The 15,726-nt window shown below is 59.6% G+C and carries 11 protein-coding genes and 1 pseudogene; 5 read left to right on the top strand and 7 right to left on the bottom strand.

The annotated features are described in order from the left end of the window. Positions 1-7 precede the first annotated feature (7 nt). The 3 genes from EI171_RS44730 to EI171_RS12500 all read right to left on the bottom strand — a co-directional run bounded on the left by EI171_RS44730 (position 8) and on the right by EI171_RS12500 (position 5,827). A complete protein-coding gene (locus EI171_RS44730) occupies positions 8-1,354 on the bottom strand; it encodes a hypothetical protein (RefSeq protein WP_202633143.1) in 1,347 nt (448 codons plus the stop codon). 262 nt (positions 1,355-1,616) lie between these two features. Further along, the gene (locus tag EI171_RS12505) at positions 1,617-3,392 is read right to left on the bottom strand and encodes an adenylate/guanylate cyclase domain-containing protein (RefSeq protein WP_161533477.1); all 1,776 of its coding nucleotides are present in this window, start codon (positions 3,390-3,392) and stop codon (positions 1,617-1,619) included. Between the two features lie 995 nt (positions 3,393-4,387). After that, positions 4,388-5,827, bottom strand: coding sequence for an IS1182 family transposase (locus EI171_RS12500; RefSeq protein ID WP_161536988.1), 1,440 nt, complete (start codon positions 5,825-5,827; stop codon positions 4,388-4,390). A 158-nt stretch (positions 5,828-5,985) separates the two neighbouring features. Between EI171_RS12500 and EI171_RS12495 the strand changes: the two genes are divergently transcribed. Together EI171_RS12495 and EI171_RS12490 are read left to right on the top strand one after the other, a co-directional pair. Further along, on the top strand, positions 5,986-7,266 hold the full coding sequence (locus tag EI171_RS12495) for an IS110 family transposase (protein WP_161533476.1): 1,281 nt from the start codon (positions 5,986-5,988) through the stop codon (positions 7,264-7,266). A 236-nt stretch (positions 7,267-7,502) separates the two neighbouring features. Continuing rightward, a complete protein-coding gene (locus EI171_RS12490) occupies positions 7,503-7,667 on the top strand; it encodes a DUF3309 family protein (RefSeq protein WP_082755440.1) in 165 nt (54 codons plus the stop codon). Positions 7,668-8,277: 610 nt separating this feature from the next. Here the strand turns inward: EI171_RS12490 and EI171_RS12480 are convergent. After that, positions 8,278-8,967: pseudogene (locus tag EI171_RS12480) on the bottom strand (TCP-1/cpn60 chaperonin family protein); the annotation flags it as partial. Between the two features lie 192 nt (positions 8,968-9,159). Next, positions 9,160-9,435, bottom strand: a complete 276-nt coding sequence (locus EI171_RS12475) for a hypothetical protein (protein ID WP_161533475.1) — start codon at positions 9,433-9,435, stop codon at positions 9,160-9,162. A 200-nt stretch (positions 9,436-9,635) separates the two neighbouring features. Between EI171_RS12475 and EI171_RS12470 the strand changes: the two genes are divergently transcribed. The 3 genes from EI171_RS12470 (at position 9,636) to EI171_RS12460 (ending at position 12,383) form a co-directional block, all read left to right on the top strand. After that, positions 9,636-9,884: a hypothetical protein gene (locus tag EI171_RS12470; RefSeq protein WP_060908798.1), complete on the top strand. Its 249-nt coding sequence runs from the start codon at positions 9,636-9,638 to the stop codon at positions 9,882-9,884. Positions 9,885-10,191: 307 nt separating this feature from the next. Then, positions 10,192-11,556: a trehalose-6-phosphate synthase gene (locus tag EI171_RS12465; protein ID WP_161533474.1), complete on the top strand. Its 1,365-nt coding sequence runs from the start codon at positions 10,192-10,194 to the stop codon at positions 11,554-11,556. 296 nt (positions 11,557-11,852) lie between these two features. Then, positions 11,853-12,383, top strand: a complete 531-nt coding sequence (locus EI171_RS12460) for a DUF1003 domain-containing protein (RefSeq protein WP_060908801.1) — start codon at positions 11,853-11,855, stop codon at positions 12,381-12,383. Between the two features lie 977 nt (positions 12,384-13,360). Here the strand turns inward: EI171_RS12460 and EI171_RS12455 are convergent. Together EI171_RS12455 and EI171_RS12450 are read right to left on the bottom strand one after the other, a co-directional pair. Further along, a complete protein-coding gene (locus tag EI171_RS12455) occupies positions 13,361-13,732 on the bottom strand; it encodes a hypothetical protein (RefSeq protein ID WP_060908802.1) in 372 nt (123 codons plus the stop codon). Between the two features lie 123 nt (positions 13,733-13,855). Next, positions 13,856-14,263: a hypothetical protein gene (locus tag EI171_RS12450; protein ID WP_246740527.1), complete on the bottom strand. Its 408-nt coding sequence runs from the start codon at positions 14,261-14,263 to the stop codon at positions 13,856-13,858. Positions 14,264-15,726 lie beyond the last annotated feature (1,463 nt).

Below are 15,726 nucleotides of genomic sequence, written 5' to 3'. Positions count from 1 at the left end.
AGCCAACTTATGCCGGCCATTCGGCCTCGGCTCGCTTTTTCACCGTCTCGAGCATAGGGCAGACGATTCGTTTCTGGGGATCCGCCTCATGAAAAAGCGAATAACAGATTGCGGCTGCAAGATGCCGGCTCCCGGTCGTGTCCGATGAATAGTGGACGCCGAGGCGCTCGCGGTTTTTGGCGATCCGCTGACTGAGCCACATCAGCGGGGAATTGAACGCGCCGCTGGCGGGCAGAGGATTTTGAGGAATGACATAGGTTTGCGTGGCGTCTGCGCTCGTGTCGACGGGCGGTCCGGCGATCCTCGTTGAAAATCGAAAGGATGTATTGGGCACAAGACCCGACGCCAACACGTAGTAGATCTGGCCTGGGTTAATCGCCGAGCTCAGTTGTTGCGGCAAATCAAAACAAACGGGGTCGTCGGCTCGTAGCGTGTTTCCAGGCCAACTCACGACAGCCGGGTTAGCCCGCGAAATAGCTACTGCGATAGGGCCGGCCACAAAAGGAACTGCCCCTCCGGGTGCGCCGGTATTTGGAGTTGGGAAAAAGCCATAGCGTGACTGTATTCCGGGAATCTCGAGAAGCAGCAATCCCATGAGATGGGCCAGAAACGAGTGACCGCTCGTGAAAGAGGGATGACCGGGCGGACCGAATGGAGGAGCCAGCCCTGGACACAGAAAAGAGGGACGAACGCGCTTGAACGCCGCCTTGTAAAACGAATATGCGATATTGCCGATCGAAAGCCCGCAGTTGATGAGCTCGATGGTCCAGGGATACCGTCCGGTGTGCGCACCAAGGAAGGCGACGATGTAGTCCGGTCCGTTGTCCGCTTGCAGGTCGATTTCTGCAAGGTATCGATCGCGATCGTCCTGCATCAGTTGTTGCAGTTCCGCGATCTCGGCTTGAATCGTGCTCCAGCCGCTGTTCTTCGCGGCAGTCCAGTCGTTACCGCCGGCCGCTCTCAATTCCGGATCGGGCTGCCACGCGAGATCTCGCGGCTCCAACCAGCCCTTGGCAAGCAGTTCTCTACGCCCGAACTGCCAAAGCTCGGGCTGACCGCCAAATTCCCGGCCCGCCATGATGTATGTGCGAGTCTCATCGACTGATTTAAGCCACTCGTTCAGCTGCGGATCGTACGGCAGCGTCCAGAAACGTAAAGCCGGGTCCCAGTCGTCGGCTGTCCACTCGAGGAAGTCATCGGTGTTATATGGATTTACGATTTCGGAAAACGGATATGGTGGGTTGCCGGCATCGTCCGGTGTAAAGTCGAGCGCCCAAGGCCTGAAGCGTAGGTCCCATGGTGTGGCGAAGTAGCTGCGGCCCGTGCCCGGGCCTGCTTCAGCACCGGTAGACACGCGTCCTCCCGCCCCTGCCCCGGCGCCCGCCCCTGCTCCGGCACCAGCGCCCGCGCCCGCTCCTGCGCCCGCACCGGCACCAGCGCCCGCACCGGCACCAGCACCGGCTCCTGCGCCCGCACCGGCTCCTGCACCAGCACCGGCTCCCGCACCGGCACCGGCGCCTGCACCAGCGCCCGCACCGGCGCCAGCTCCCGTTGCACCACCTGCTCCAAACGAGGCCATGTTCAGTCCTCCCTAAACTTCACCGCTCATCGGTCGTTTAGTCCGGCAGGCCGGCCAATCGCAGTCCAGCCTCAAGGCGAGCCAGATCGCTTTTCCGTTGTAACGGATACCATAAGATAAAGGTTGACACGCGAAACGATGGTTCGATCGTCAGCAATTCTCTCGCGACTTCCTGCGCGTCATGCTCCCGTCCTGACAGAGCGAGCGACGCAGCCAGCATTCGCAAACAGGCAATAAACCGCGGATTTGCGCGCCTGCACTTTCGCAGCCATGCAATTGATTCTTCGTATCGTCCGGCAACGAACTCGGCGATCCCGGCGATGATCCAAAAATAGAAGCTCAAGGGATCGAACGGATTCAAGCGCCAGACGTTCTGAAGGTGCCCCACCGCTTCGTCGGGCCGACCGAGATATGCCAGCGTTAAGGCACTCAAACCCCAAGCGAACGCCGAGTTTTCGTTGAGCGCCAGGGCCTGATCGAAGAGATCAATCGCCTCAAGGGGTTTTTTCCCGAGAAAGGAAAGAATATGGCCGCCAACGGCGAGTGCAAACGGGTCCTCGCTGTCGAGCTCGATCGCGCGCTGCGAAACGGCGAGCGCGCGCGCTATATCGGCATCAGGGTTTGGGGACCACCCTTCGCCGATGCGGAAATTGAGCCACCACGCGAGATAGGCGTATGCCTGTGGATATGAAGGATCGAGCGCAATCGCGCGCTCAAGCAGTTCACCCGCCGACTGGTAGCTCTCCTCGGTGAATAGATAGAGCAGAGCCATCGCCTTCAGCACACAGTGGTATGCATCGAGACTCTCCGTGGGATGGTCACGGACGCGAGCCGCTTCAACTGCTCGCACGCGCGGCTCCAGCTTGCCGAGGATGCTTGCGGTGATACGGTCCTGAAACTCGAACAATTCGTCGGTCGATCCCTCGAACCGCTCTGCCCAGATCGGACGGTTGCTGCCTACGTCAATCAGCTCACTACTGATCCGCAGACGCTTCTTCTGCCTCTGAACGCTGCCATCCAGGATATAGCGAACATCGAGTTCGCTGGCGATTTGACGCAAGTCCTTGCCCCTGTCGCGATACCGAAGCGTTGAACTACGCGCAATGATGTACAATCCCCGGCTGCGCGACAAACCCGTGATGATTTCGTTGGTGATGCCGTCTGCGAAGTAATCCTCGTGTTCAGTTCCTCCGACGGTTCGGAACGGAAGCACTGCAATCGTCGGCCGTGACGACCATTGCAGATAGGGCTGCGCTAACAGGTCGCTTTTTCCGCCTTCGACCCACTCGACCGCAAACACGCGAACGGCTCGATTGATATTCTTCATCGGAGGCGTCCCCAAATCATGGAACACCACCGGCAGCCTATTCATCACATAATCGCGTACTGCTGCGGTCACAACGATCTGGCCAGGATCCGCTGCCTGATGAATGCGGGACGCGATGTTGACGCCGTCACCTTGCAGTATTCCGTCTTCGTCGATGACGTCTTCGACATTGATTCCAATGCGCAGATGCAGCGGATTCTTGCCTTGCGCACTGTGCTGAGTGCGCTGGACATCGGTCGCCCACCGCACAGCGTTCACGACACTCGCGAACTCCACCAACACCGCGTCTCCGGCGATCTCGGCAACCCGTCCGCCGTGCCGAAGCATGTGCGGCTGCAGAACGTCCGTCCGTACAGCTCTCCAGCGGCGTACCGTTTCGACATCATCAACAGCCATCAGACGGGAAAACCCCGCGACATCAGCAAAAGCGACTGCAGCGAGCCGTCTATTGATCGTGGACGGGGTGACCGCCGGTACCTGATTCATCGGACCCACTCAATCGCGGGAATGAAAGGGGCAACATATCAAAATTTCAGGTTGTGGCACAGAGAATGAGCCCTCGCGGCAAACTAGCGCACAGATCCCTCAAGGACAAACCGCATGCCAAACTTGCGCCCGACTTGAGCGGCTTTCCGAGCGAGACCCGGTAGTCGGCGACGGACCACGAGCGGCCCCTGGCCTTCCAGGACTTGCGATAATGATCACCATGCTGACGCAGTTTGGGCACCGGACTTGTTAACCGGCTCACACTCTGCTCCAGCTGGCCGCACTTTCTTGCCTCAAACGACTGATCGGCGAGGTGACGCATGGATGCGCCCGATTTGTATGCAGCACCGGCAGGTATCGCCTGCGTGGCCGCCCTCATCCTGAGCGCCTGGATTCCGATTGGTGGCCGGTGAAATCGGCGCCACGCTCGGGCCTGCGGAGCACGAAGTCTACGAGATGGCGATGGCGTCAACTCGGATCGGCGGTCAAGCGCCCGTGACTCCGCCGGATGGCTGGACTGAAGGCTGCCAGTGCCCTTGCGTCTCGAGCACGTCATTGTCCTCGAGCGCGACAGCTTTCCCGCGCAACTCACCCACTGGGCGGGCACGCCGCAGGCGCGACACGTCCATGGACTGCTGCTCAGCGGCCGGCGGGCGCTGAGCGACGCGCTCCGGAGCCGTCCCGCTCAGGCAGGCCTCGATGTTCGCAGGGAACGCCCGGGTTACGATCCGTTCTCGCCACGCGACCTCTGCTGGTCGGGCTACGCGGCGTTACGCCCCGCGATCGAGCGCGCCCTGCGACGGCGGGTCGAGGGCCGAGCCAATATCACCGTGCGCCAGCGCTGCCGGGGCAGCGAAGTATTGGCATCGCCAGATGGTGCGATGGCCACCTGCGTGCGATGGGAGGACGACCGGAGTGACGTCTGCTTTGGGTCTTGGTCGTGTAAAGACGGTGCCTAAGGGTATCTGGCCCGGAAGGCAGGAGACACGCAGTTCTCAGGACGCGATCGCAGCGATCAGCGGCTTGATCCCGACGATGTTCATGACCCTTGTTAGATTGTACGCCAGAACCGAAAGAGCCATCTCGGCGGCTACTTTCGGAAGCGTTTTGGTCAGGAAGTGTGTCGCGCCCATGCGGGCCTTCATTGTGCCGAACGGATGCTCGACGGTCTTGCGACGTTGACGCATAGCCATCGGGTTCGCATCAAGGCGCTGCTGCACAGCATCGAGCAGATGCTCATGCTCCCATCGGGGAATCCGCCGCTCCGGCCCTGTCGTGCACTGAGATTTGAGCGAACAATTTTGACAGGCTGTGGTCCAGTAGCGCCTTACCCGCTTGCCATCTTCCTCGCCAGTAAAGCGATATGGCAGTTGCTCCCCAGCCGGACAGCGATAGGCGTCTCTCTCCGGTAAATAGACAAAGTCCTGCTTGCCGAAGCGCCCTTCCGACTTGGCGCTAGAAGTCATCGGCTTGGGCAGCGTCACCGTGATGTCGGCCTCGTGGCAAGCGAGGATTTCGGAGCTGCTGAAGTAGCCGCGATCGGCAACGGCCTCGAGCGTCTCGGTCTTTCGAACAGCCTTCGCCTGCCTGGCCATATTGGCAAGCTGAGCCCGATCCGAGCCGCTGTTCGTTACCTCATGCGTGACAATCAGATGGTGCTCGGTATCCACGGCGACTTGCACGTTGTATCCGACAACGCCGGACCCGCGGCCGCTGGTTGCCATCGAGCGGCTATCGGGATCAGTCAGAGAGATTTGCTGGTCGGGCGAAGCCAGCATCTGCTTCTCGTAAGTAGCAAGCTTGGCCATTTCGTCCTTCAGTTTTGTGAGCTTCTCATTAAGCCTCGTCACCTTCGCGGCCAGCGCTTCGGTCGGCTCGTGTCGGTCAGCCGTGTCAAGCTGGCTCAGATACCGCGCGACGCTCTCCTCCAGCTGAGCACGACGCCGTTCGACTTTGGCCCGTGTGAAGTTCTTGTCCCGGTTGTTCACGGCTTTGAACTTGCTGCCATCGATCGCAACGCTCGCCGTCGCCAGTAAACCCATCTCTCGGCAGAGTTCAACGAAGCGCGCACATACCTTGCGGAGTGCCAGGCCGCTGTCCTTGCGGAAGTCGGCAATCGTCTTGTGATCGGGAGCGAGCCGACCCAGCAGCCACATCACCTCAACATTGCGACCGGCTTCTCGTTCGAGCCGTCGGCTCGATTGCACCCGGTTCAGATAGCCATAAATGTAGAGCTTCAGGGGAACCGAGGGGTGATACGACGGCCGTCCCGTTGCGGCCGGCTCCGCTCCCTCAAAGCCCATCTCAGCCAAATCAAGCGCATCGACAAACACGTCGATCACTCGAACAGGGCTGCTCTCGTCAATGAAATCATCGAGGCATTCGGGCAATAATGTCCATTGCCCACGATCGGCCTGCTCAACGAAGCGCCTCATCAGCTTCCCCCGCAGAATCACCAGAGAATCATAGCAAAGCAGCAGCGTTTTCACACATGGGGTAATTCCGGGCTCGGAGCCATACTCAGGCTCTGGGAATCAGCTCTCTAGGACTCGACGAGGCCTACCTCAGGGCCTTGCAATAAAGGAGAGACGCAATGGAGCGCTATGTGGGATTAGACGTGTCACTGAAACTGACTTCGATCTGCATCGTCGATCGGACAGGGAAGGTCGAGCGCGAAGGGGTGGTTACATCTGACCCGGAGGCGATTGCGACGTTTATCAAATTGCACGCGCCACAGGTCGTTCGGATCGGACTCGAGACCGGAGCAACGTCGACATGGTTGTGGACCGAGCTGAATAAGCTCGGGTTACCCGTTATCTGCATTGACGCCAGGCATGCGAAGGCGGTTCTGAAGATGCAGATCAACAAGAGCGACCGAAATGACGCTGCTGGTATAGCACGTATCATGCAATGTGGCTGGTATAAGGAGGTTTGTGTCAAGGATCTCGATAGTCATGCGACCAAAGCCCTTCTTGTCAGTCGAGCCCTGCTCGTCAAGATCAAGCGGGATATCGAAAATCAAATCCGGGGGCTCCTCAAGAACCTCGGGCGTGTCATCGGACGAGCAAAGATGAATATGTTTGCTGTGCGCGCCGCGCAGTTAGCCGAGGATCGGTCAGAGCTTTTTGCCGCGGTAGATCCATTGCTGAAGGCACGCGAGGCCGTCGAGCAACAGATTGTGGACCTTGACCGCAAGGTGCTGCGGCTGGCTCGCAACAATGCCCAGGTGCGACGGTTCATGACGGCTCCTGGCATCGGCCCGGTCACGGCCCTTTGCTTCCTCGCGACGATCGATGACCCCGCTCGCTTCAAGAGATCGCGAAGCGTCGGAGCCTATACAGGGCTAACGACCCGCCGATACGCATCCGGCGAGATTGACTGGACAGGCCGAATCTCGAAATGCGGCGATAAGATGCTGCGAAGTTACCTCTACGAGGCGGCCAATGTGCTGCTCACACGCGTAGCAACATGGTCAGCACTTAAAGCGTGGGGCACGCAACTCGACTTGCCGCTTGAGATGCTCCAAATTCGAGAGGATACGACCATGAACCAGCAGACAATGAAATACGCGATTGCGGTCGCACTCTTCGGTGCGGCGACGCTCGCCTCGGTGCTGCCTTCGGGGGCAGCTCCGATCTCGCCGAGCACGACTCTTCCGACACAAGCGGCTTCATCGTCCGCAGTGACAGAAGTCTACTACCGACGCCACTACCGCGGTCGCGGCTACTACGGCGCTCCGGGGGCCGCAATTGGTCTTGGCATCCTGGGTGCCGCGGCTGGAGCCGCCGCCTACGGAGCCTACGGGCCAGGCTACGCGCCAGATTACTACGGCGGCCCGTATCCCTATCGCCGCCAATACTACGCCCCGTATTGAGGGCACGAGCGACGCTGTTTGGGCGTGGCAACCTCTGTCACAGACCATTCCCACTCAACACGCGCTCGAGCGCGCACTGGATCGCGATGGCGCGGCTGCGCCCTTGTGATCCGGTCAACTGCATCGGCCCCTCCCATCCGGGGTCGCCTGCGGGCTCTTGCAGGAGGTCGACGAATCGCAAGACAGACAAAACTTGAGACCCAATATCCACAAGGTCCCACCAAAGGAGTCGGACAATGTCGATCGGACTTATCCTCATCATCCTCCTCATCATCTTCCTGCTTGGTGGCTTCAGCGGCCGCTTCGGCGGCTACGGCTACGGCTATGGCCACGGTGGGATGGGGGTCATCGGTACCATCCTGGTCGTCCTCGTCGTATTGCTACTTCTGGGTCGGCTCTGACCCTCGCAGGGTCGGCTGTGTCGACCGGGCGCCTCCCAAAATATCCTGTCCCCGGCGTACCGGGTCCCAACGAGCCCCGACCAGCTGAAGCCGACAATGCCCGCCGATGAAGGGGTGTTTGTGCCTGCCTCGGTCCTGCTGCAGCGGCTGCACGACGAGGCACCGGCAAGATCACTTTACCCCTGGGCTGGCTGATGGGTCGCCTACACAAGCGCTCCTCCGGCCTTATCATGCTGCTGCTCGCTGTGGTCGCTATTGCACCGGGTGTCTCGATCGTAGCCGGCCTGCTACTCATGATCCCCGCGTCCCAGGTGATCGCGGTCTTCGGTCTCTGGTCATCACAGGGGCGACCAACCAGGGCGGAGCTATGCACTTCCCAAAATCCAGTAACGGTGAGGTGCGTCCTGACTGGTTTGGCAACAGTTCTCACCCGCCACCCGGCTGCAAAGTAGAGTGCTGATTTTGAGATATTGCACAAGGCGTCCTCACGGAAATCCGTGAAACGGCGAGAATTCATCACGCTTCTCGGCGACGGCTTTTTGCTGGTTCCTGCAAAAAGGGCCCATCTCTGCCGGGCCTTGGCTATTGTTGAGCTCTGAACGAGTAGGACTTAAAAATCCATACCATCCATGCCGCCACCTTGAGGCATGCCGCCACCGCCGGCATTCTTCTTTGGCAATTCGGCCACCATGGCTTCGGTAGTGATCAGGAGCGCCGCAACAGAAGCCGCGTTCTGAATCGCCACACGAACGACCTTGGTCGGGTCGATGATGCCCTTGGTGACCAGGTTGCCGTACTCGCCGGACTGGGAGTCAAAGCCGTAGCCATACTGATCCTTCTCCAGGATATTGCCGACGATCACCGAGCCGTCTTCACCGGCGTTGATCGCGATCTGGCGCGCCGGATAGGACAGCGCCTTGCGCACGATCTCGACGCCGGTCTTCTGGTCATCGTTCTTGGTGCGCAGCCCCTTGAGATGCTCGGAGGCACGCAGCAAGGCGACGCCGCCGCCCGGCAGGATGCCTTTCTCGACGGCAGCGCGGGTCGCATGCATCGCGTCATCAACGCGATCCTTGCGCTCCTTCACCTCGACCTCGGTCGCGCCGCCGACGCGGATCACCGCGACGCCGCCAGCGAGCTTGGCGAGACGCTCCTGCAGCTTTTCACGGTCATAGTCCGAGGAGGTCTCCTCGATCTGCGCCTTGATCTGCGTCACCCGCGCCTCTATGTCGGCCTTCTTGCCGGCGCCGCTGACGATGGTGGTGCTCTCCTTGTCGATCATCACCTTCTTGGCGCGACCGGGGGCGTACAAGACCGTCCCGAAACGACATTCTGCTCGAAGCATCACGAAATAACTGCCAAGGCCGCGGCGGCTAAGGATCCGGTCAAGGCCCTGTGGAGCGAAAGTCGTTGGACGCGGCGGCGGTTGGCTGCAACCGTCAAGGCGCGTCAGCGAAAAGCAACGGCGTGAACAAATCTAGCCAAAGTAGTGTTAGCGCACACACGAAGCGTCCTTATGATCGTGCAGGAAACGGGCGATCCGCGTCTTCAACAGGGTGGCGTCGTGCGATTTGCCCGAGGCCGCCTGCTCGAAGAGCCTGCGCTGGACGTCAGTAGGTAAATCATTCCATTCGCTGACAAGGGCGGCACCCAGACATTCCAGGACTCTGCGCTCCACGTCCCGCAAATCGCTGGCCTCATAGGGTAAAGGCCACGCCAGCTCCTGCGCTCCGCCTTCCTCGTCCCAACGGTCGAGAGCGGTTGCCATTGCTTCTCCCGACGTTGGCCTTCGACCTTTCTTTTTGACCATTCTATATGGTCGCACATATCGGCATTAAGCGCCATTAGCTCGATCGCGGGTCGATCCGACGCGGCAATCCTTCCAGTACCGAGAATGCCGCGTCCGCGGAACTCGGTAGTTCGCCCGTCGGTTATTACAACGCGCGGCGTACAGGCCCAAGGTTTACCATGGATGTGATCGTTACTCCGGCAGAGGGAGGCACGGTTTGGCGGCTGGCGGACCTGCTCGGCCGCTCGATGGGGCGCATCACGGCAAGCGCTCCCCGTCAGTTCATGATCCATCCGGAGGGCCGCGCATCGGAAACTGTGGCCGGCATACAGCAAGGGCCGCACGCCTCGCTCGACGCCGCACTGGCTGAGATCGAGAGGCACACCCGGGGCGTCTGCCGTCGAAATCCCGGCGAAGATCAGTTTTAGACGGCGCCCAACAACCCAGCTGGTCGGCAGAGTATCCTGTATTTACTGCGAGAAGATCTATATGTTTTACAGGTAACGCCTTGATCTTGCCGCTTAATATCCATGCGTCGCGCCTGACCTCAAGCGCCAGATTGCCTGATGACGGAACCATCGGTTCCGGTGGAAGGACTTGTGGATCTTCGCGGGAGGACCGAGGCGAATGTGGGCTCCGGCGGATGTCACCGCTCGATCATTTGCGTTGCCGTGTTCGCCGAGATCTTTTGGCAGCTCGGCTTGACGCAACCCTGACAGCGCGGAGGGGACCCGCTTGAGCCGCCTGGTCATCGTCTCAAACCGTGTCGCCTTGCCGGGAGAAGCTGCGCAGCGCAGCGGCGGGCTTGTGACCGGCCTCGTCGACGCTCTGCATCAGGCTGGAGGCCTATGGTTTGGGTGGAGTGGCAAGCTTGGAGAAACAGCACCAGAGCCGAACGTTTTCGAAACCGAGGGAGTGACGTACGCTACCGTCGATCTTACCCGCGCGGACCATGACGGTTACTACAGCGGCTTCTCCAACGCGGCACTGTGGCCCTTATTTCACTATCGTCTCGATCTCATGAACTTCACCCGCCGGCACTTGGCCGCGTATCGACGGGTGAACGCCCTACTCGCCGACGCCCTCGCGCCCCTGCTCAGGCCGGGCGATCTCGTCTGGGTGCATGACTACCACCTGATCCCCATGGCCGAGGAACTTCGCCGCGCCGGGGCCACACAACGGATCGGGTTCTTCTTGCATACGCCGTTTCCGTCTTTGGGGGTGCTGGCGACCCTTCCCCGCTACGGCGACCTGCTGAAATCACTGTGCGCTTACGATCTCGTCGGCTTCCAAACGGTGGAGGATCTGACCGCCTTCCATGACGCCGTCGTTCGCCGCGCAGGCGGCAAGATTTCGTCCGATGGCCACGTTCACGCTTTCGATCGGGTTCTGCGCGCCGGCACCTTCCCGATCGGAATCGATACTGAAGCCATTGCCCAAATGGCCAGTCGCGCTGTGACGTCTCGAACGGCACGCCGGCTGCAGGAGAGTCTCCGGGGGCGCCAGCTCATCATTGGGGTGGACCGGCTGGATTACAGTAAGGGTCTCGAGCACCGGTTCAAAGCGTTCGCCGGCTTTCTCGAGGGCTATCCCGCATACCGCAACCATGTCCGCTTGCTGCAGATCGCCACCGCGACGCGCAGCGACGTTCCTGAATACCGTGCGCTGCGGCAGAGGCTCGGTGCGCTGGCGGGCGACGTGGCCGGTCGCTTCGCGGAACTCGATTGGGCGCCGATCCAGTATTTGAACAGGAGCTTTTCCCAGCGATCGCTCGCTGGCTTCTTTCGGCTCAGTCGCGTCGCTCTTGTCACTCCGTTGCGCGACGGAATGAACCTGGTTGCCAAGGAGTATGTCGCTGCACAGAACCCCGATGACCCCGGCGTGCTCATTCTCTCGCCCTTTGCGGGCGCGGCCTATGAACTCGACGCTGCCGTGATCGCCAACCCGTATGACCCCGACGCCGTCGCCGAAGCATTGCGGACAGCGCTGGGGATGCCACTTGAGGAGCGATGCGAGCGTTGGGGGGCCATGATCGCGGTGCTGCGCCGCAATAGCATTACGGCGTGGCGCGAGAATTTCCTCGGGGCACTCAGCCGCTAGCTTCGGATCATTCGGGACGTGGCATCGGTGCAGCAGGTCGCGATAATCTCGTTCGTCAACGAGGCCGCCCCAGTCCGCCGATAAGGTGTTACTTCGAAATCATCTCCCGGGCGGAAATGATCCACGAGTGACGGGACTACTTGCGTCCGCTTCATCGTCGCGCTGGACCAGATAGACAAAGGCAAGTCGCCCGCAGCGTTCTCCGTTTTCGCGTCAACGTAGTACACTTCTTCTGCGTCCCATCCCAAAGCGGCCTGTACCGGATCGTCATACCCCCTTAACTGTGGATGCAACGAATGACCAACGAGCAAAGCCACAAAGTGCACCTAAGTCCCGAAGATCAGGAGCGGTTGCGAGAACTTCGGGCGCAAAAGCCTGCGCGCAACTTACCCAAGCTCGCACTGACGCCGGGCGCGATGCTTGCCGACCGGGTAGCTGAAACAGTTGGTTCTTGGCGCTTCATCGTCATCCAAAGCGTCCTACTCGGCATTTGGATCGTTCTAAACATGATAGCATTCATCAACCATTGGGACCCTTATCCCTTCATCTTGCTGAACTTGGTTCTTTCTTTCCAAGCAGCCTACGCAGCGCCCATCATTATGATGAGCCAGAACCGCCAATCCGAGATTGACCGCAGGCACGCAGAACACGACTACCGAATAAACGTTAAGGCTGAACTCGAGATCGAATTGCTGCACAACAAGATTGACGCCTTGCGTGAGCAAGAAATCTTGCAGCTACTCAACATCATTCAGCGTTTGTCCGCACACCTTGCGCCCGAGCTTGTCGCGGCTATCGAGGCCGAAGCGGTGCCGGGCAAGACCTAGGTGACCTTGCTAGTCGCTGAACCGTCAACTGAACTCTGCTAGTTGCCTACTATCCGGCGAATCGCTGCCTCTAATGCGAATTGTCACAAAGAAAAAGCCGCCAGACTGGCGGCTTCTTCTAGAACAAACGCCACTAGGCAGTCACGTTTCACCAACGGTGATGATGGCCCCACCCATAATGATGGCCTCGACCCCATCCGTAGTGATGACCTCGGCCCCCGTGATGGCCCCAACCGTGTACCTGGACGATTGAAGTGTCGGTGCCGACGAGTGCATTCGGATTTGCGCTCGGCATTGCCGACGCAGACAGAATTGGAACGAGCGCAAACGCGCAAGCTGCAACTCCGATCAATAGAATGCGTTTCATGATGTGTTATTCCTCAAATCGCGTTTGTCGCGATGATTGATAATGCGTCGGCACGCGCATTGTTCCCTCGGAAGGAACCAATATCGTTCAAGGCGACGCTCAAACGGCGGAGGGTTTTCCAGCCGAGGGTTCTTGTACTCCCGAATGAGCTACGTCGCCTTTAGCCGCGATCGCTTTCGGTGGGCGCTTTTGTCTCGGGTCGAGTATTGCGGACTGCCTCGGCCAGCATCTCGCGCAGCTGGATTTTAGTCTTTGCGGTTCACGCGTGAAGGTTTTTGTCCATGTTGTCATAGACAACATGTGGAGATGCCACAGGGAAAATTTAACCTCCGTTGGAGCGCCACCCGCATTCTCGGGCGCCGCGTCTCCGCCGGTGGCCGGAGCCGCCCTCTTCGGCGGCTCGACAATCAGTCCATACCTGCCACCGAGGAGGCGAACGTATTGGGAGTCAAAAACGTAGGTGTAGTGATCGTCCAACATCTTGGCGCCAAGATCGAGCTATGTGCGCCCGCGTCAATGTCATGCGGATTTTTTTGCGGGTCTACTTGACGCCGAGTGTAGGGCTACTGAACGCTGACGCTCCAGTCACGGCACTCCCGTGGTCCATATCTCAGGCCAGCCTATGAAATGCTGGCGGCAACGCCTCTCGCACGAGTTCACTTAGATCTAAAGCCTCTCCGCTTTCCGTAATGTCCGAGAATAGAACCTCGACAAAGGGATGTTGGCGGTTGAGCGCGGCGCCTCGCTGGTATTTCGTGCTCACGATCCGCTGAAGTGCGGCAAGGTTCAGCTTGCCGAGCGCGTTGTATTGATCGCGGAACAGACTTTGTCGTCCTCCACAGTGCTCGACAGACTCCGCCCAAACGTCCATCACCTTCCGGCCCATGAACGCCTCGACCCGTTCATTTTCATCCTGAGCAAAAAGCCGCAGCCCGTCAATGGTGTGTGGTCCGTCATCGACCCGAAACTGTGTAAGTGACATGGGAGTCCTCCTGTTATCGGCGTTTATTTACATCGGCAGACCGTCGCGGACTGCACCTCCCTCGTTATCCCATCGTGACAGAGCCAGAGTGACCGATCTCGCATCGCTAGGCGTGTCTTCTGTTCAGGGCAGTTTGCCGCGGCCGGCATCATCCTTGTGCTTGTGCAGAAATCGGGCGATTTGTCCGCGGAGCGCCGCCGTCTCCAATAACTTGCCGACCGACCCGGCGGTGTCGAAGATCTCCCGCCGCAGCGTCGTCGGCAGGGCGTTCCATTGCATGATGATGGCCGCGCCTAGACACCGCAAGACGAGCTCTTCTTCGGCCGCAAGGGCTGCGCCGCTCGATCCGTCCTGCTCCGCAACATGCACTGCATTGTCATAGTCGTCCGCCAGTCCCTGCTCATTCTCCGCGAGCGAGGCAAGTCGGTCCTGCGGTTCTTGAAATTTACGGATCTCAACCGGACCGATCGAACGCTTAATCAGTTCGCCGTACTCGGCTGCTTTTGCAGGATATTGCTGAGATTTAAACATGCCGGGCCCCTTTCGTTGAAAGTCTCGGCCCATTCCGACCACCTCGATGGCATGATCAGACATAAAGAGATATGGGGATCAAAGGTTTCGAATAACGAGCCCAGGGTACAAATAAACTGGCACGAAAGGACCGCGCTATTTGGCATTGTTTGGCTGCTAACAGTCGCGTCTCTCAAAGAGGCTTGCCCCTACAGCTGATTGCAATGATCCCGTCAATTTCTCGATAGTGAGCAATATTGACCAGTGGGCCGCGCTGCCGAGACGGCATGCTGCTGCGATTACCGCCCGGCCGTTGGCACCCATCGGTGAGAGAGAGTTCGATAGTGCCCCCACCCTATCCCACAGGGGGCAGGTTTGCACGATTCACAAACAAGGACCCTATCACCTCGCGCGGCGGCGCGAGCCTCGTTGTCCCAATTGTCAGTCGCGTACGGAGGTGCGAAACATTGCGGCGCCCCGCGCTGGGTTCGAGCACTTGCCCGTTCCCTACCGACAGCATCTGACTTCATCGGGTCGGCGGTGACCTGCGCCTCATAAATAAGGCCGCCCCCGATGCACCGCAGGAACACAGCCAGCTGCGAAGGCTACAGTGAGGACGATGACATGACAGAACTGCCACGCAACGATCTCGATAATCACGATTGGGCCGCCCGGGCGGCTGAGGCTCTGGCCCAGGCAAAAACGTTGCCGCCCGGATCGATACGATCCGAAGCCGTCAGAAAAGGCCGCACAAATTGGCTATGCCGCTGACATGAGGAAATGGTTGCTACCGAAAAGCCAAAAGGGCGCACCGAAAGTGACCGGCTGACGGCGATCCAAGACAATAGGACGCGTCCTCAACTCGGAATCGCAGATTGCCTTCCCGCGCCGATCTCTCGGTTGGGTAGACGCGCACGGGCAGACGGTTGATGGCAAGGACCCATCCCTCGTCCCATGAATCACTCCTCGCCAGCGAGCAACCACATTGTCCCAAGGATGCGTTTGGAGTGTGTTGCGCTGGGCCAGCCGGCTTCGACGTCCGCACATTTGAGTGCGCCAGGTGCGGTGACTGGGAGTATCGCGCTCCCGCCTGATCGAGGCCAGCCCCATGACCATTCAGCGACCGACGTGTCCCAAATGCCAGACAAGAATGATGCTGGCGCGCATTACGCCCGGCCCCGCCGGCTTTTGCATTCGTACCTTCGAATGTCCCGCTTGCGATCTCATCCACCAGCTCCGCGACGAGGCGGTCGCAACGATGAAATCAGCAAATACTTAGGCTTTTTTTCAGGGCGAACTGCGAGCGCCAACGTAGCACGCGCGCAACCGGAAGCGATCAAGCGCCGAAAGTATCGACATGAGCATTGCGGGCGCGAAGAGCCGAGTGCGACGCCCGGGTTGGCAAACGGCCGTGACCTGCTCAGTTCAGATCGGTTTCTACGAACTCAGCGCCCCCTTCGACATATCGAAAGAATGGTTTCCGA

Source organism: Bradyrhizobium sp. LCT2 (assembly GCF_009931255.1).
GTDB lineage: Bacteria > Pseudomonadota > Alphaproteobacteria > Rhizobiales > Xanthobacteraceae > Bradyrhizobium > Bradyrhizobium diazoefficiens.
The sequence above is the reverse complement of the archived record's forward strand: the minus strand, read 5'-3'. Positions and strand labels throughout refer to the sequence as shown.

What these genes read in the sequence shown, in the direction of transcription:
- EI171_RS12505 (WP_161533477.1), bottom strand. Translation starts at nt 3,392, where the DNA reads ATGAATCAGGTACCGGCGGTCACCCCGTCCACGATCAATAGACGGCTC.
- EI171_RS12500 (WP_161536988.1), bottom strand. Translation starts at nt 5,827, where the DNA reads ATGAGGCGCTTCGTTGAGCAGGCCGATCGTGGGCAATGGACATTATTG.
- EI171_RS12495 (WP_161533476.1), top strand. Translation starts at nt 5,986, where the DNA reads ATGGAGCGCTATGTGGGATTAGACGTGTCACTGAAACTGACTTCGATC.
- EI171_RS12490 (WP_082755440.1), top strand. Translation starts at nt 7,503, where the DNA reads ATGTCGATCGGACTTATCCTCATCATCCTCCTCATCATCTTCCTGCTT.
- EI171_RS12475 (WP_161533475.1), bottom strand. Translation starts at nt 9,435, where the DNA reads ATGGCAACCGCTCTCGACCGTTGGGACGAGGAAGGCGGAGCGCAGGAG.
- EI171_RS12470 (WP_060908798.1), top strand. Translation starts at nt 9,636, where the DNA reads ATGGATGTGATCGTTACTCCGGCAGAGGGAGGCACGGTTTGGCGGCTG.
- EI171_RS12460 (WP_060908801.1), top strand. Translation starts at nt 11,853, where the DNA reads ATGACCAACGAGCAAAGCCACAAAGTGCACCTAAGTCCCGAAGATCAG.
- EI171_RS12455 (WP_060908802.1), bottom strand. Translation starts at nt 13,732, where the DNA reads ATGTCACTTACACAGTTTCGGGTCGATGACGGACCACACACCATTGAC.
- EI171_RS12450 (WP_246740527.1), bottom strand. Translation starts at nt 14,263, where the DNA reads ATGTTTAAATCTCAGCAATATCCTGCAAAAGCAGCCGAGTACGGCGAA.